13 protein-coding genes are annotated in these 15,638 nt (G+C 67.5%); 12 read left to right on the top strand and 1 reads right to left on the bottom strand.

Translation table 11 applies throughout. The features are described 5' to 3' along the window. Window positions 1–13 precede the first annotated feature (13 nt). The 6 genes from ACZ0AJ_RS16615 (at window position 14) to ACZ0AJ_RS16590 (ending at window position 9,276) form a co-directional block, all read left to right on the top strand. Window positions 14–166, top strand: coding sequence for a rubredoxin (locus tag ACZ0AJ_RS16615; RefSeq protein ID WP_036170087.1), 153 nt, complete (start codon window positions 14–16; stop codon window positions 164–166). A 138-nt stretch (window positions 167–304) separates the two neighbouring features. Next, window positions 305–700: a response regulator gene (locus ACZ0AJ_RS16610; protein ID WP_183556317.1), complete on the top strand. Its 396-nt coding sequence runs from the start codon at window positions 305–307 to the stop codon at window positions 698–700. Between the two features lie 26 nt (window positions 701–726). Further along, window positions 727–1,125, top strand: coding sequence for a response regulator (locus ACZ0AJ_RS16605; protein WP_499455589.1), 399 nt, complete (start codon window positions 727–729; stop codon window positions 1,123–1,125). Next, entirely contained in the window at window positions 1,122–1,664 is a 543-nt protein-coding gene (locus ACZ0AJ_RS16600; RefSeq protein WP_183556318.1) for a chemotaxis protein CheW, read from the top strand. The genes ACZ0AJ_RS16605 and ACZ0AJ_RS16600 overlap by 4 nt, the downstream gene beginning before the upstream one ends. Window positions 1,665–1,721: 57 nt before the next feature. Further along, window positions 1,722–3,989, top strand: a complete 2,268-nt coding sequence (locus tag ACZ0AJ_RS16595; protein ID WP_499455655.1) for a methyl-accepting chemotaxis protein — start codon at window positions 1,722–1,724, stop codon at window positions 3,987–3,989. A 7-nt stretch (window positions 3,990–3,996) separates the two neighbouring features. Further along, window positions 3,997–9,276, top strand: coding sequence for a hybrid sensor histidine kinase/response regulator (locus ACZ0AJ_RS16590; protein ID WP_499455653.1), 5,280 nt, complete (start codon window positions 3,997–3,999; stop codon window positions 9,274–9,276). A 25-nt stretch (window positions 9,277–9,301) separates the two neighbouring features. Here ACZ0AJ_RS16590 and ACZ0AJ_RS16585 read toward each other — a convergent pair whose 3' ends face one another. Beyond that, on the bottom strand, window positions 9,302–10,792 hold the full coding sequence (locus ACZ0AJ_RS16585; protein WP_499455651.1) for a cryptochrome/photolyase family protein: 1,491 nt from the start codon (window positions 10,790–10,792) through the stop codon (window positions 9,302–9,304). A 194-nt stretch (window positions 10,793–10,986) separates the two neighbouring features. On the opposite strand from ACZ0AJ_RS16585, the gene ACZ0AJ_RS16580 reads away from it, so the two are divergent. Genes ACZ0AJ_RS16580 through ACZ0AJ_RS16555 form a run of 6 tightly spaced genes read left to right on the top strand, consistent with a single transcriptional unit; the run spans window position 10,987 to window position 15,637 of the window. After that, on the top strand, window positions 10,987–11,643 hold the full coding sequence (locus tag ACZ0AJ_RS16580; RefSeq protein ID WP_370660855.1) for a YqgE/AlgH family protein: 657 nt from the start codon (window positions 10,987–10,989) through the stop codon (window positions 11,641–11,643). Window positions 11,644–11,669: 26 nt separating this feature from the next. Next, complete coding sequence (gene ruvX, locus ACZ0AJ_RS16575) at window positions 11,670–12,056, top strand: Holliday junction resolvase RuvX (RefSeq protein ID WP_258835640.1); 387 nt, start codon at window positions 11,670–11,672, stop codon at window positions 12,054–12,056. Window positions 12,057–12,060: 4 nt separating this feature from the next. Then, window positions 12,061–12,591: a bifunctional pyr operon transcriptional regulator/uracil phosphoribosyltransferase PyrR gene (pyrR, locus tag ACZ0AJ_RS16570; RefSeq protein WP_258835639.1), complete on the top strand. Its 531-nt coding sequence runs from the start codon at window positions 12,061–12,063 to the stop codon at window positions 12,589–12,591. Further along, on the top strand, window positions 12,572–13,546 hold the full coding sequence (locus tag ACZ0AJ_RS16565) for an aspartate carbamoyltransferase catalytic subunit (protein WP_183556324.1): 975 nt from the start codon (window positions 12,572–12,574) through the stop codon (window positions 13,544–13,546). The genes pyrR and ACZ0AJ_RS16565 overlap by 20 nt, the downstream gene beginning before the upstream one ends. Beyond that, complete coding sequence (locus ACZ0AJ_RS16560; RefSeq protein WP_183556325.1) at window positions 13,543–14,838, top strand: dihydroorotase; 1,296 nt, start codon at window positions 13,543–13,545, stop codon at window positions 14,836–14,838. The genes ACZ0AJ_RS16565 and ACZ0AJ_RS16560 overlap by 4 nt, the downstream gene beginning before the upstream one ends. Window positions 14,839–14,893: 55 nt before the next feature. Beyond that, window positions 14,894–15,637, top strand: a complete 744-nt coding sequence (locus ACZ0AJ_RS16555; protein WP_499455583.1) for a lysophospholipid acyltransferase family protein — start codon at window positions 14,894–14,896, stop codon at window positions 15,635–15,637. Window position 15,638 lies beyond the last annotated feature (1 nt).

Genomic DNA, 15,638 nt, shown 5'->3' with positions numbered 1-15,638 from the left:
GTTCCTGACCTGGATGTGCCTGATCTGCGGTTGGGTCTACGATGAAGCTGCCGGCGCACCGGAGGACGGCATTGCGCCGGGCACCCGTTGGGCCGACGTACCGATGAACTGGACCTGTCCCGAGTGCGGCGCACGCAAGGACGACTTTGAAATGACAGCGATATAACACCTGTTGTTGTGCTTGCATGGCATCCTGGCAAGCCCCTGATGCCATCGCAAACGTGTAGTTGACTCCCTGCAACACTTTGCGCACAAGAAAGATTCGTTATGCTATCGTGGCACTTCAAGCCGAAGTGAAACGACCATGACGACATCGCCGCAATCATCAAGCCTGACCATCATGGTGATCGATGACAGCAGCACGATCCGCCGGTCAGCAGAGATCTTCCTGACCCAGGCGGGCTACCACGTGGTGCTGGCCGACGATGGCTTCGACGCGCTCGCCAAGATCAACGACCACCATCCTGCGCTCGTGTTTTGCGACATCCTGATGCCGCGCCTCGATGGCTATCAGACCTGCGCGCTGATCAAGAAGAGCGTGCGGTTTCACGCGACCCCGGTGCTGATGCTCTCGTCCAAGGACGGCCTGTTCGACCGCGCGCGCGGCGCGATGGTCGGCGCCAGCGCCTACCTGACCAAACCCTTTACCAAAGACAGCCTGCTGGCGGCCGTGCGCGAGCATGCGCCGGCGGCAGGCTGACGATTCAACCAACGCTGGAGCCCTGCGTGGCCATTCAAAAGATTCTCATCGTCGACGATTCGCCGACCGAACGACTGTACCTGACCGACATCCTGGTCAAGAACGGCTTTACCGTATGCACCGCCGTCAGCGGCGACGAAGCGATCGAGCGCATTCGCGCCGAGCGCCCGCAGCTGATTCTGATGGACGTGGTCATGCCCGGCACCAACGGCTTCCAGGTGACCCGCGCCATTTCGCGCGACCCCGAGCTGGCGGCGCTGCCGATCATCATCTGCAGCAGCAAGGACCAGGAAACCGACCGTATCTGGGGCATGCGCCAGGGCGCCAAGGAATACCTGGTCAAGCCGGTCGATCCGGCGCGCCTGCTGGCGGCCATTGCGGCGCTGGCCGTGCCGGGCGACGCTACCGGCAGCGTGAAGGCATGACCACCGGCGGCGCGGACGAACGTGCAGGCCGCCGCGATCCCGCGGCGCGGCGCACCCGCCTGCGCCTGTACCAGGAGCAGCTGCTCGAACGGATGCAGGCGGCCAAGAACGGCGCCGGCGCCAGCGTGGCGCAACTGGGCCTGGCCATCGGCGGCGCGCGCTATCTGGTCGACCTGGCCGAAGTGGGCGAGATCGTCGCACCCGTGCCGGTCACGCCCGTGCCGCTGACCCGCCCGTGGTACCTGGGGCTGGCCAATGTGCGCGGCAGCCTGCTGGGCGTGATCGACCTGGCGCGCTATCTCGATGACGGGCACGTGGCCGCAGCGGCGGTCCCTGGCAGCACGCCACGCCTGCTGGTGTTTGCACCAGCCCTGGGCCTGAATTGCGCGCTGCTCGCGTCCGCGGTGTATGGCTTGCGCCATGCCGGGACGATGACGCGCGACGGCGACGCCCTGCGCGATGCCGATGGCAACACATGGATGCCGCTGTCGCTGGCGGCGCTGGTGCGCGAAGAGCGCTTCCTGCACATTGCACGCTAACCGAACATACTAATTGCAGCACAGGGAGCCGGAATGGGATTCGCCTCGAAATTGACCATGAATGTCTTCGCCAGGGGTGGCGCAGCCGATGACGCGGTGCGGCCGGTCACGCCGGTCCCCGTCGCCGACGCTGCGGCGCCTGACGGGGCAGCCACCGGATCGGCCACTGGTTCGGCCGCCGCAGCGGCGCGCCGCCTGGGCGGCTTTCGTGGCCGCGACGACGCCGTCTCCGATGGCGCGGGCGACATGCGCGCGACGCTCATGGGCAGCGGCTTCCAGCCGAATCGCCTGCGCCTGCTGCTGGGCGCCGTCGCCGCCGGCGCGGTGCTGACCGTGCTGGCCATGTGGCAGAACGCCGCCAGCGACGCCCGCCTGGCGGGGCAGAGCCAGGTCGCCGGTGACGCCGTGATGCACTCGCAGCGTTTCGCCAAGGCGGCGCCGATCGCGCTGCGCGGCGATGCGCAAGCGTTCTTCCAGCTGGAAGAGAGCCGCACCGAACTGGGTCGCGAACTGGATCTGCTGGCGCGTGGCGGCCAGTCGCCGACCGGCCGCATTCCCGCCGCCAGCGGCGCGCGCGCCGACGACCTGCAAAAAGCCATCGTGCTGTGGAACCGCTCGTCCAAGGCCGCTGCCAACATTCTCGGCAACCGGCGCAACCTGATCGCCTTCGGCGGAAGTCTGGCCCAGTATGAAGAAGTGGGCCCGGAGCTGGTCGCCATTGCCGAACGCCTGCAGCGCGACGAGTCCGCCGACGCCCGGCGCCAGATGGCGGCACTGAGCCTGCTGTCGGTGACCCAGCGCCTGACGGCCGGCGCCCAGACCTTCAACACGCCGGGTTCGACCCAGAACGCGGTGACCTACATCCTGGGCGACATCGCCTCGCTCGAAGCGCTCGTCGATGGCCTGCTCGATGGCGGCGGCCGCTATGGCCTGGCCCCGCTGACGGACCTCGAAATGCGCGTGCGCCTGTCGCGCACCCGCGACAGCCTGCGCGAATACGTGAAGACCGTCACGCCGCTGATCGGCAACCTGACCAGCTACGCCGGCGCCCGCGCCGCCGAGCGCCTGATCTCGCGCGACAGCGAACCGCTGCGCGTGATGCTCGCCAAGCTGCACATGGATTACCAGCGCGACCAGGCCCAGATCAGCCCGTGGTTCTGGCTGGCCATCGGCGCCGGCGTGTTCACGCTGCTCGCCACGCTGGGCACCACCCGCGCCATGCTGCAGGAATCGCGCGAACGCGCCGCCGGCGCCGAAGGACGCCGCCAGGAAGCCGAAGCGATGCGCCACCTGGCGCAGACCAAGGAAGAAGAAGCCAAGGCCACCAATGAACAGAACCAGGCCGCCATTTTGCGCTTGATGAACGAACTGCAGGACGTCGCGGACGGCGACTTGACCGTGCAGGCGACGGTGTCGGAAGACATCACCGGCGCGATTGCCGACTCGGTCAACTACACGGTCGAAGAATTGCGCGAACTGGTGGTGCGGGTCATCCGCACGGCGGAGCAGGTGGCGCGCGCATCGAACGGTGCGCAGGACGTCTCGACCGAGCTGCTGGGCGCGGCCGAGCAGCAGTCGCGCGAGATTCAGGATGCGTCGACGACGACGCTGCGCCTGGCTGGCCTGATTACCGACGTGTCGCGTTCGGCCCTCGAATCGGCCGACGTGGCGCGCCAGTCGGTGGCGGCGGCGGCGCAGGGCTCGACCGCGGTGCAAAATGCCATCGAGGGCATGCAGGAAATCCGCGAGCAGATCCAGGAAACCTCCAAGCGCATCAAGCGCCTGGGCGAATCGTCGCAGGAGATCGGCGAGATCACCGAGCTGATTTCGGACATTACCGAGCAGACCAACGTGCTGGCGCTGAACGCCGCAATCCAGGCCGCATCGGCCGGCGAAGCAGGGCGCGGCTTCTCGGTCGTGGCTGAAGAGGTGCAGCGCCTGGCCGAACGCTCGGGCGACGCGGCCAAGCAGATCGGCGCGCTGGTGCGCACCATTCAGACCGACACCCACGACGCGGTGGCGGCAATGGAAAAATCGACCCAGGGTGTGGTCGAGGGGGCGCGCCTGTCGGACGCCGCCGGCGCTGCGCTGTCGGACATTTCGCGCGTCTCGAACCGCCTCGGTGACCTGATCAGCGACATGTCGACCGCCACCGAACGCCAGGCCACCAAGGCCACCGGCGTGGCCGACAAGATGCAGCAGATCCTGGCCGTGACCGAACAGACCCGCCAGGGTACCCGCCAGACCGCGCTGTCCATTCAGGAACTGGCCACGCTGGCGCAGGAATTGAAGGATTCGGTGTCCCGCTTCCGCGTGGTATCCTGACCGGGCGATGACGACCTTGAACCGCTCCAGCAGTTTTGATACCGGCCCGCTGTCCTGGGTCATTGGCGAAATCCGCGACGCCCTCACGCGCGCCGCGACGTCCCTGCGCGACGCCGCTGGCCGCTCGCCCGAGGCGCAGCCAACGCTGCTGCTGCATGCGAAATCGCATCTGCACCAGGCGCACGGCGCCTTGCAGATGGTCGATGTCGAAGGCGTTGGCGTGTTCACCGCCGCCGCCGAAGCGGTGCTCGATCGTTTCAAGGATGGTCAGTTGGCCTGCAACGCCGAGAGCGTGCAGGTGGTGCTGGACGCCTTCGGGGCGCTGGGCGAATACCTCGACGAACTCCTGGGCGGCGCCCCGCAACAGCCGGCGCGCCTGTTCCCGTATTACCGCGACATGGTCGAACGCCAGGGTGAGACCAAGGTCCATCCGGCCGACCTGTTGCCCCTCGATCTGTCGGTGCTGCCCGAACTGCCGGCCACTGGTACTGCCGTTGGCGAGGTCGACATCGCGGCCTGCCGCGCGCAGTTCGAAAAAGCCCTGCTGCCGTACCTGAAGGCCGACGACGATGCCGCGCGCCGCGTACAGGCGCACGACATGGCTGCGGCAATCGCGCCGATCGCCGGCGCGCAGGAAAGCGCACGCGCGCGCCTGTTCTGGCAGGCGCTGCATGCGTTTGCCACCGTGGTGGCCGACGGCCAGATCGCCACCGACCTGTATGTCAAACAGCTCTTTGGCCAGATCAATCTGCAGTTGCGGCGCCTGGCCAAGGGCCAGCAGGATTCGCCCGAGACGATGCTGCGCGACGCGCTGTTCTTCGTGGCCGCCTCCTGCGCGCCGGGCCCGGAGGCAGGTGCGCTGCGCCAGGCCCTGGGCCTGGACGGTGCGGTGCCGCACGACTACGCCGAACGGCGCTACGGCAAACTCGATCCGCAGGCACTGAAGGATGCGCGCGAAGCGCTGGCCCGCACCAAGTCGGACTGGGACCTGATCGCCGGCGATGGCAAGCCCGACGCCGCGGTCGAGACCGATTTCAACGATGCGCTGGCGCGCCTGGCCGGCGCCAGCGACAAGCTGGGCGCACCGGCGCTCGCGCAACTGCTGCGTGAGCTGGGCCGCGCGGCGGGCGACTCGGTGCAGTCGGGCCGCGATGACCAGTTCGGGCTGGAGATGGCGGCCGCCATGCTGTTCGTCGAGAACAGCCTGGACCAGCTGCGCCAGTTGCCCGACGATTTTTCGCAGAACGCCGAAGCCGTCGGCGCGCGCCTGCTGGCGCTGGCCGCCGGCGAAACCCCGCCCGATGCGCCGCAGTGGCAGGGCGAACTGGCGCGCCAGATCCAGCAGGGCCAGACCGTGGCCGTGCTGGCGGGCGAGGTCAAGGCCGGCCTGCGCCAGATCGAAAAACTGCTCGACGATTATTACGACGACCCGTCCAAACGCCAGGTGCTGGAACAGGCCGGGCCGGTGCTGCATGGCTTGCAGGGTGCGTTTGCCATCCTCGACCAGGAGCAGGCCGTGCTGACGGTGCGCCACGTCGAGGACGCAGTACGCACGCTGGCCGACAGCGCCAGCGATGTCACCGCGCAGCACGCGTCGCTGCACAATATTGCGCAGAACATCGGCGCCCTGGGCTTCTTTGCCGACCTGCTGGCGCAGGACAGCGCGCTGGCGCGCGGCCGCTTCACGTTCGACACCGAGAAACAGCTGCTGCGCGAACTGCCGTTCGAGTTCACCGAGGCCCCTGCCGCGGTCGAGACGCCGGTGGCGCCTGTGGCCGACGCCCACGACGACGTCGATGCCGAACTGCTCGGGATTTTCATCGCCGAAGCGCAGGAAGTGCTCGGCGTCGTGGTCGAGACGCTGCCGCGCGCGGCCGACGAGCCGGGCAACCAGCAAACGCTGACGGGCCTGCGCCGCGCCTTCCACACGCTCAAGGGCAGCAGCCGCATGGTGGGCCTGGAAGCCTTTGGCGCCACCGCCGCCAGCATCGAGCGGGTCATGAACATCTGGCTGGCCGACGGCCGCGCGGCCACCGCCGACCTGCTGGCGCTGCTCGCGCACGCCTATGCCGAACTGGATGCCTGGGTGGCCGAACTGGCCGCCGGGCAGGCACCACAGCGCGATGGCGCGGCGCTGATCGAGGCAGCTGCGCGGGTGCAGGAGGGCGGCGCGTTCGAGCCGCCGGCCGATGCGACGCCAGTCACCGATGGACAGCTGGACGCGCAATTCGATGCGCAGTTCGACGATATCCCTGTACTCGACGTGCAGATCACGCCGCCGGGCGAGGATGGCGTGCGGCGCGTGGGCAACCTGACCATTGGCCAGGCGCTGCACGACGTCTACCTGCTCGAAACCGAATCGCTGTGCGCCACGCTGGAAGACGCGTTCGCCGCGCTGCGCCAGGACCCGGCGCAGCGTGCGTCCGCTGATGCGATCACGGCCGCGCACACGCTGGCCGGCACCTCGGCCACGGTCGGCTACACCGACCTGTGCGAACTGGCGCATGCGCTGGAAAGAACGCTCGAGAAGCTCACCGTGCCGGGCGCGCCACTCGACGAGGACGGGCTGGCCCTGTTCGACACGACGCTGGCGCGCATGCGCGCGATGCTGCACGTGTTCACGCTGGGCGAACTGGCGCCGGCGCAGCCGGACCTGATCGAACAGCTGGCCGCGCTGCGCGCGCGCCTGGGCACATCGCCGTTCGACAAGCTCGAACCGGCGCTGGCCAGCCGTCTCGATACGCTGTTTGCCGACGCCTACAAGCAGTTGCTGGCCGAGCCGCCGCCATTCATGGCGCCGGCGCCTGCGCCTCGCGAGGCCGCGCCTGCAGCAGCCTCGGACGATATCGACGACATCTTCAGCGCATTCGGTGACGACCCGTTCGCGGCGCCAGCGCTGGAACAGGCCGCCCCAGAGCCGGGGGAGGCTGGCTTCGTGGCGGTGACGCCCGATGAAGCGGTGCTGGCCGAACCGGTGCCGGAACCTGAAGCTGAACCGGAAGCTGAACCCGAACCGGAACCTGCACCGGAACCCGAGCTGGCGCTCGACGACCTGCACGAGTCCGAGCTGGTCGGTGCCAGCGGGTACGTCGACGAGATCGACGCCGACCTGCTGCCGGTCTTCCTCGAAGAAGCGACCGACCTGCTGCCGCGCATCGGACACGACCTGCGCCAGTGGCAGCAGGAGCCGTCCAACGCCGGCGTCGCGCAGCGCATGCAGCGCGACCTGCACACCGTCAAGGGCAGCGCGCGCATGGCCGGCGCGATGCGTCTTGGCCAGCACGCGCACGAACTGGAAACGCAGATCGAGAACATGGTGCATGCCGGCACCTCGACGCTGCCGCCGAGCGCGTTCGACGAGCTGCTGGCCAACTACGACAGCGCGATGCTGCTGTTCGAGGGCCTGCAGCAGCCGGCCGGCGCCGATTCTGCAACGACAGCGGCGCCGGCCTCCGCAGATGCCCCCGCGGCCGCGCCGGCCGCGCCGGCCCGCGCGCCGCTGGTGCGCGTGCGCGCAGACATCCTCGACCGCGTGGTGAACCAGGCGGGCGAGGTGTCGATCACGCGCTCGCGCCTGGAAAACCAGATTGGCGTCCTCAAGTCGTCGCTCGGCGACTTCTCGGACAACGTGGGCCGCCTGCGGCGCCAGTTGCGCGAGATCGAGATGCAGGCCGAGTCGCAGATCGCCTCGCGCCTGTCGATTGCCGGCGAGCGCGAATTCGATCCGCTCGAATTCGACCGCTTCACGCGCCTGCAGGAACTCACGCGCATGCTGGCCGAAAGCGTCGACGACGTCGCCTCGTTCCAGGAAAGCCTGGCGCGCACGGTCGATTCGGCCAACGAAGAACTGTCGGCCCAGGCGCGCATGACGCGCGATCTGCAGCGCGACCTGATGCGGGTGCGGATGGTGCCGTTTGCCAGCCTGTCCGAGCGCCTGTTCCGCGTCGCGCGCCAGACCGCGAAAGAAACCGACAAGCGCGTCAACCTGGACATCCGGGGCGGCGCAGTGGAAATCGACCGGGGCGTGCTGGAACAGATGGCCGCGCCGTTCGAGCACCTGCTGCGCAACGCGATCGTGCACGGCATCGAGCCGCGCGCGGCGCGTCAGAGCGCCGGCAAGGCCGAGACGGGCGAGCTGCTGGTGCAGGTCAGCCAGCATGGCAACGAAGTCCTGATCAACTTCAGCGATGACGGCGCGGGGCTGGACCTCGAGCGCATCCGCGCCAAGGCGCTGGCCGGCGGCCTGATTGCCGAAGGCGACGAGGCGCCGGACGACCAGGTGACCGACCTGATTTTCGCGCCGGGCTTCTCGACGGCGGACACGCTGACCGAACTGGCCGGGCGTGGCGTCGGCATGGACGTGGTGCGCTCCGAAGCGCAGGCGCTGGGCGGACGCGTCGCAGTGGCGTCCGAAGCCGGGCAGGGCGCGCGCTTTACCATCACGCTGCCGCTGACGCTGGCCGTGGCGCAGGTCGTGCTGGTGGTGGCCGGTGGCCGCACCCATGCGGTGCCATCGACGCTGGTCGAGGCGGTGCAGCAGGTACGCGAGGCCGACCTGGCCGCCGCGATCGACGCTGGCAACATCGGGCTGGCTGGCCACGAACTGGCGCTCTACGGCTTGCCAGACTTGCTGGGCATGGATGACGACGAACGCATCACAACGCAGCGTTCGACGCCGGTGCTGGTGCTGAATGGCGGCAGCCGCCGCATCGCGCTGCGCGTGGACGACGTGCTGGGCAACCGCGAGGTGGTGGTCAAGAACATCGGTCGCCAGCTGGCGCGCATGCCGGGCATCGACGGCGCCACGGTCCTGGGTTCGGGCGAGATCGTCCTGATCCTCGATCCGCTGGCACTGGCGCAGCAACCGCAGGGTGAGGCGCGTGTGCAGCAGGCCATCGCGGCCCAGGTACGGCGCCCCATCGTGATGGTGGTCGACGATTCGCTGACGGTGCGGCGCGTGACGCAGCGCCTGCTCGAACGCGAAGGCTATCGCGTGGTGCTGGCCAAGGACGGCATCGAGGCGCTGGAACTGATCGGGCAGGGCGCGCCGGACCTGATGCTGGTCGATATCGAGATGCCGCGCATGGACGGCTTCGACCTGACCCGCAATGTGCGGGGCAATGAGGCAACGAAGGCGATCCCGATCATCATGATCACGTCGCGCACTGCCGACAAGCACCGCAACGTGGCGCTCGGGCTGGGCGTGAATGCCTACTTCGGCAAGCCGTACCAGGAGACGGTGCTGCTGGCGGCGATCGAGGGCTTGCTGGGGCGCGAAGCAGCGTAATGGCGTAGTGGCGTAACGGCGGCGTTCAGTCGTCGTTCGCGTCGTCCTTTGCGTCGTCCATCACCGCCACCACCTTTTTGACCACCGCAAAGCGTTCCAGTGTGCGCTGCCTCGCCGCGTCGTGCTCCACGACCGGCGCCGGATAATCCCGTCCCAGCACCACCCCGCGCTCTGCCAGCACATCCGGCTTCACCAGCCACGGCGCGTGAATCTGTTTGCCATCGAGCTTTGCCAGCTGCGGCAGGTAGCGTCGGATGAACTCTCCGCGCGCGTCAAAGCGCGTCGATTGCGTGACCGGATTGAAAATCCGGAACCACGGCTGCGCATCGCACCCGGTCGACGCCGCCCACTGCCAGCCGCCGTTGTTCGAGGCCAGCTCGTAGTCATTGAGCTGGCGCGCGAAATAGCGCTCGCCGCGGCGCCAGTCGATCCCCAGATCCTTGGTCAAAAAACTGGCAGTGACCATGCGCAGCCGGTTGTGCATGAAGCCAGTTTGATTGAGCTGCAGCATCGCCGCATCGACCAGCGGATAGCCCGTGCGACCCTCGCACCAGGCCGCAAACAGCGCGTCGGCGTCGTCCCCGGTGTCCCATGCGACCGCGTCGAACGCCGGCTTGAACGAACGTTCGACCACGTGCGGGTTCTGCGACAGCACCATCGCATAGAAGTCGCGCCAGATCAGTTCTGACAGCCACACGGATGCACCGGTCCCGCCGGTACCCGACTGCACCATGTCGCGGGCGCTGCGCACCAGATGGCGGATCGACGTGGTGCCAAAGCGCAGGTGCGCCGACAGCCTCGAGGTGCCTTCCTCGGCCGGGAAGTCGCGCGCACGGCCGTAATCGGCCATCTCGGTCACAAACGCCTCGAACATCGCCTCGGCCCCATCCATGCCGGCCGGCAGCGGCGGCTCACCCGACGTGAACCCGATGTCTTCCAGGGCCGGCAGGGCTGCCGGCGCACCCGTGGGCGGCGCGAACGCATGCGCATGGGCGTCGACCGGGTAGGTGGCCAGCGTCTCGGGATGCGCTGCCAGGCGCTTGAGCCAGGCATTCTTGTACGGCGTAAACACCGAGAACACGCCACCGGCGAGCGTGAGCACTTCCTGCTTCTCGAAGATGACCTGGTCCTTGTAGGTATGGAAGGCGCAGTCGCGCCCGGCCAGTTGTTCGGCCACCGCGAGATCGCGGGCAATGGCCGAGGGTTCATGGTCGGTGCCGGCATGCACGGCATCGATCCCGAGTTCTTCCGCTAAAGCCGCGACTTCATCGCGCGCGCTGCCGTGGCGCACGATCAGGTAGCCTCCAAGGCGGCGCAGTTCGGTGTCGAGCTGGGCCAGGCTGGCATGGATGAAACGCAGACGCCGGTCATCCTTTGGCAACTCATCGAGGATGTCGGTGTCGTACACGAACACGCAATACACCTGCTGCGATGAACGCAGGGCGTGGTGCAGGGGGGCGTGGTCGAACGTGCGCAAATCACGGCGAAACCAGACTAAAGACTTGCTTAAATTCATCATCGTGTGCGGGGTCAAGGCGGATCCAGATTTTACTGCCCATCATCGAAACGTGTGGCGCCCGAGGAATGCTTCCAATGGCCTCAGGGGCAAATGGGTGTAAACTGTCGAAAAGCGTAAGGTTGTTCTGCAGATACTTGGCAGCCGTTCAACAGAAGTAACAACGCGAGAGTGCGCCTTTTGAGAGCAATCGTATGAAAAAAACCAAATTTGGCCAAACTCTTCCCATGCCGGGCATGCCCCGTGAGCAGGATGGCTCCCCCACCATGGCGGGCCCTGCAGCATCCGGTCTGAACCTGGCAAACCACTTCCTGATCGCCATGCCGTCGATCCAGGATCCCGTCTTCGGTGGCACCGTCGTCTATGTCTGCGAGCACAACGACAAGGGCGTGCTCGGCGTGGTCATCAACAAGCCGACCGACATGACGATGGAAACCCTGTTCGACCGCGTCGACCTCAAGCTGGCCGAAGGTTTGCGCGCCACCGTTGTCGACGAACCGATCATGTTCGGCGGCCCCGTGCAGGACGACCGCGGCTTCGTGCTGCATTCGCCGGGCGGGCGCTATTCGTCGTCGCTGACCGTCACTGACGACGTCTCGTTTACCACCTCGATCGACGTGCTCGAGGCCGTCGCCAACGGCGGTGGCCCGGCGCGCATGCTCGTCTCCATCGGCTATGCCGGCTGGAGCCCGGGCCAGCTCGAAGAAGAAATTTCGCGCAATGGCTGGCTGACGGTGGGCGCCGACGCGCGCGTGCTGTTCGACCTCCCGATCGAAGAGCGCTACCACGCTGCCATCAAGCTCTTGGGCATCGATCCCCTGATGCTCGCCACCGAGGCTGGCCATGCGTAAGGCGCTCCCGTACAAGAAACGCGTGCATGGTTGATATCGTTCTGGGCTTCGACTTCGGCATCAAGCGGATCGGCATCGCCATGGGCAACACCCTGACCGGGCAGGCCCAGCCTTTGAGAGTCGTCAGTGCGATCGACAACGCCACCCGCTTCCAGATCATTGGCGAGCTGATCGCCCAATGGCAGCCGGCGCGCCTGATCGTGGGCGAGCCGCGCCATCCCGATGGCGCCGAGCACGACATGACCTTGCGCAGCCGCCGCTTTGCCAACCAGCTGCATGGCCGCTTCAACCTGCCCGTCGAACTGGTCGATGAACGTTATTCGTCGGCCGTGATCGCCTCAAAGCGCGGCGACGTCATCGACGACAAGGCGGCCGCCATCATTTTGCAACAGTATTTTGACGCATCACGCTAACCCTATGCCCACCAACAAACACGCATTCGATGCCGAAGCGCTCTACCGCGAGCTGCTGGCCCAGGTCCGCGCAGGCCTGGACGGCGTCGCCGAGCCGGCCATCGTCGGCATCCATTCGGGCGGCGCCTGGCTGGCCGAGCGCCTTGCGCGCGACCTCGACCTGACGCACCGTCTCGGCTCCATCGACGTCTCGTTCTACCGCGACGACTATGCGCGCAAGGGCCTGCACCCGGACGTGAAACCAACGCACATCCGCTTCGCGGTCGACGGTGCCACTGTGGTACTGGTCGACGACGTGCTGCAGACCGGCCGCACCACGCGCGCGGCGATCAACGTGCTGTTCGACTACGGCCGTCCGGCCTGCATCCGCCTGGCCGCGCTGGCCGACCGGGGCGGGCGCGAGCTGCCGGTGGCCGCCGATTTCGTCGGCGCCCACGCCGTGCTCGAAGCCAACGAGTCGCTGTGCCTGCAGCGCGATGAGACAGGCCAACTTTCGCTTACCATCGAACAAGACAATGCCGATCCTGCACAATAATCCGCAACTGAACAAAAACGGCGAGCTGCAGCACCTGCTCACCATCGAGGGCCTCAAGAAGTCGCACATCGACCACATCCTCGACACCGCATCGAGCTTCGTGGGGATCTCCGACCGCGAGGTCAAGAAGGTGCCGCTCATGCGCGGCAAGAGCGTGTTCAACCTGTTCTTCGAAAATTCGACGCGCACCCGCACCACGTTCGAGATCGCGTCCAAGCGCCTGTCGGCCGACGTGATCAACCTGAACATCCAGGCCTCGTCGACCACCAAGGGCGAGTCGCTGCTCGACACGATCGACAACCTGGCCGCGATGCACGCCGACATGTTCGTGGTGCGCCACGCGCAGTCGGGCGCGCCGTACATGATTGCGCAGCACTTGAACCGGACCCGTTCGGATGTCCACGTCGTCAATGCCGGCGACGGGCGCCACGCGCACCCGACCCAGGGCCTGCTCGACATGTACACGATCCGGCACTACAAGAAAGACTTCACCAATCTGCGCGTGGCGATCGTCGGCGACATCCTGCACAGCCGCGTGGCCCGTTCGGACATCCACGCGCTGACGACGCTGGGCGTGCCCGAAGTGCGCGCCATCGGCCCGCACACGCTGCTGCCGGGCGGCCTGGATCAGATGGGCGTGCGCACCTTCACCAACATCAATGAGGGGCTGAAGGACGTCGACGTGATCATCATGCTGCGCCTGCAGAACGAGCGCATGAGCGGCGCGCTGCTGCCGTCGGCGCAAGAGTACTTCAAGAGCTACGGCCTGACGCCCGAGCGCCTGGCGCTGGCCAAACCCGACGCGATCGTGATGCACCCGGGGCCGATGAACCGCGGCGTCGAGATCGACTCGGCGGTGGCCGACGGCAGCCAGGCGGTGATCCTGCCGCAGGTGACGTTCGGGATCGCGGTACGCATGGCAGTGATGAGCATTTTGGCAGGAACCCACGCATGAAACTCCATATCAAGAACGGGCGCGTGATCGACCCGGCGAACGGCGTCGACGCCGTGCAAGACCTGTTCATCGTCGACGGCAAGATCGCGGCGCTTGGCGTCGCCCCCCAAGGCTTCACGGCCGACCAGAGCATCGACGCGAGTGGCCTCGTGGTCGCCCCGGGCCTGGTCGATCTGTCGGCGCGCCTGCGCGAGCCGGGCTACGAATACAAGGCCACGCTCGAATCCGAGCTGCAGGCAGCGATGCAGGGCGGCGTGACCACGCTGGTCTGCCCACCCGACACCGACCCGGTGCTCGACGAACCAGGCCTGGTCGAAATGCTCAAGCACCGCGCGCGCATCGTCGACCAGGCCAATGTGCACCCGCTGGGCGCACTGACCGTGGGCCTGAAAGGCCAGGCGCTGACCGAGATGGCCGAACTGACCGAAGCCGGCTGCATCGGCTTTGCGCAGGCCGAGGAACCCATCCTCGACACCAACGTGCTGCTGCGCGCGATGCAGTACGCCAAGACCTTCGACTATACCGTCTGGCTGCGCCCGCAGGACGCGCACATCGGCCGTGGCGGCGTGGCCCATGCCGGCCCGCTGGCCTCGCGCCTCGGCCTGTCCGGCGTGCCGGTGATGTCCGAGACCATCGCGCTGCACACGATTTTCGAGCTGATGCGCTCTACCGGTGCGCGCGTGCACCTGTGCCGGATTTCGTCCGCTGCAGGCCTGGACCTGATTCGCGCCGCAAAGAAAGAAGGCCTGAACCTGACGGTCGACGTGGGTGTGCACCATCTGCACCTGACGGACGCCGACATCGGCTTCTTCGATTCCAATGCGCGCCTCACGCCGCCGCTGCGCTCGCAGCGCGACCGCGACGCGATCCGCGCCGCGCTCGTCGATGGCACGGTCGATGCGATCTGCTCCGACCACACGCCAGTGGACGACGACGAAAAGCTGCTGCCGTTCGGCGAAGCCTCGCCCGGCGCCACGGGTCTCGAGCTGCTGCTGGCGCTCACGCTCAAATGGGCGCAGGACCAGCCACACGGCGCACAGGATGCCCAGGGCGCGCTGGCGCTGGCACTCGGCAAGGTCACCTGCGAAGCTGCGCGCATTGCGGGCCTGCCGGCGGGCACGCTGGGCGTGGGCGCAGCGGCCGATGTCGTGCTGTTCGATCCGGCTGCGCGCTGGCTGGTCGACGGCAAGGCGCTGGCCAGCCAGGGCAAGCACACGCCATTCCTCGGCTACGAGCTGGCCGGGCAGGTGCGCGCGACCGTCGTGCGCGGCCGCGTGGCCTACCAGCGTTGATTCCACCACGGCGCGCGCTTCGCCTGGAGCGCGCGCCTTCACGGCGCCCACCACTTTGAATATCCGGCTTGCCTGGCGCCTCGCGCGCGTTACTGTCCATCTGTGCGAAGGACTGGCGACGTGCGCGCTGGTGTTTCCCTTTGCCTCGCCCAGCCAGCGCGCGCGCCTGACGCGCGGCTGGTCCGCGCGCCTGCTGCGCCTGTGCCGCGTGCACGTCGCACCGGCGCTGGGCGTGCCCGCGCTCGCGCATGCGCTGGTCGTGGCCAACCACGTGTCGTGGCTCGACATCTTCGTCATCAATGCGTTGAGCCCGTGCCGGTTCGTGGCCAAGGCTGAAATTCGCGAATGGCCCGTGATGGGGCGTCTGGCCGCCGGTGCCGGCACCGTGTTCATTGCGCGCGGCAACCGGCGCGAGTTGCGCCACGTGTTCAAGGGACTGGTCGAGGTGCTGCAGAAGGGGGAGCGCGTCGCGCTGTTCCCGGAAGGGACGACCGGTCTGCAAGGCCAGGTGCTGCCGTTCCACGCCAACCTGTTCGAGGCGGCGGTCGACGCTGGCGTGCCGGTGCAGCCGTATGCGCTGGCCTATGTCGGCGCCGACGGCGCGCACCATCCATCGATCGAGTACATCGGCGAGACGACCTTTGTCGACAGCCTGTTCCGGATTTTGCAGGGGCCGCCCGTCACGGCGCGCCTGACCTGCCTGGCGCCCCTGGAAAGCCTTGGTGCGCACCGGCGCGAACTGGCGCAGGCATCGCAGGAGGCGGTGGCGAACGCAGTAGCCACCGCAGTCCCACGCTAGC

Source organism: Telluria sp. AC161 (assembly GCF_979258535.1).
The sequence above is the reverse complement of the archived record's forward strand: the minus strand, read 5'-3'. Positions and strand labels throughout refer to the sequence as shown.

Bases quoted from the DNA above. Each gene is read 5' to 3' on its own strand.
- ACZ0AJ_RS16615 (WP_036170087.1), top strand. From the start codon at position 14: ATGTGCCTGATCTGCGGTTGGGTCTACGATGAAGCTGCCGGCGCACCG.
- ACZ0AJ_RS16610 (WP_183556317.1), top strand. From the start codon at position 305: ATGACGACATCGCCGCAATCATCAAGCCTGACCATCATGGTGATCGAT.
- ACZ0AJ_RS16600 (WP_183556318.1), top strand. From the start codon at position 1,122: ATGACCACCGGCGGCGCGGACGAACGTGCAGGCCGCCGCGATCCCGCG.
- ACZ0AJ_RS16595 (WP_499455655.1), top strand. From the start codon at position 1,722: ATGAATGTCTTCGCCAGGGGTGGCGCAGCCGATGACGCGGTGCGGCCG.
- ACZ0AJ_RS16590 (WP_499455653.1), top strand. From the start codon at position 3,997: ATGACGACCTTGAACCGCTCCAGCAGTTTTGATACCGGCCCGCTGTCC.
- ACZ0AJ_RS16585 (WP_499455651.1), bottom strand. From the start codon at position 10,792: ATGAATTTAAGCAAGTCTTTAGTCTGGTTTCGCCGTGATTTGCGCACG.
- ACZ0AJ_RS16580 (WP_370660855.1), top strand. From the start codon at position 10,987: ATGAAAAAAACCAAATTTGGCCAAACTCTTCCCATGCCGGGCATGCCC.
- ruvX (WP_258835640.1), top strand. From the start codon at position 11,670: ATGGTTGATATCGTTCTGGGCTTCGACTTCGGCATCAAGCGGATCGGC.
- pyrR (WP_258835639.1), top strand. From the start codon at position 12,061: ATGCCCACCAACAAACACGCATTCGATGCCGAAGCGCTCTACCGCGAG.
- ACZ0AJ_RS16565 (WP_183556324.1), top strand. From the start codon at position 12,572: ATGCCGATCCTGCACAATAATCCGCAACTGAACAAAAACGGCGAGCTG.
- ACZ0AJ_RS16560 (WP_183556325.1), top strand. From the start codon at position 13,543: ATGAAACTCCATATCAAGAACGGGCGCGTGATCGACCCGGCGAACGGC.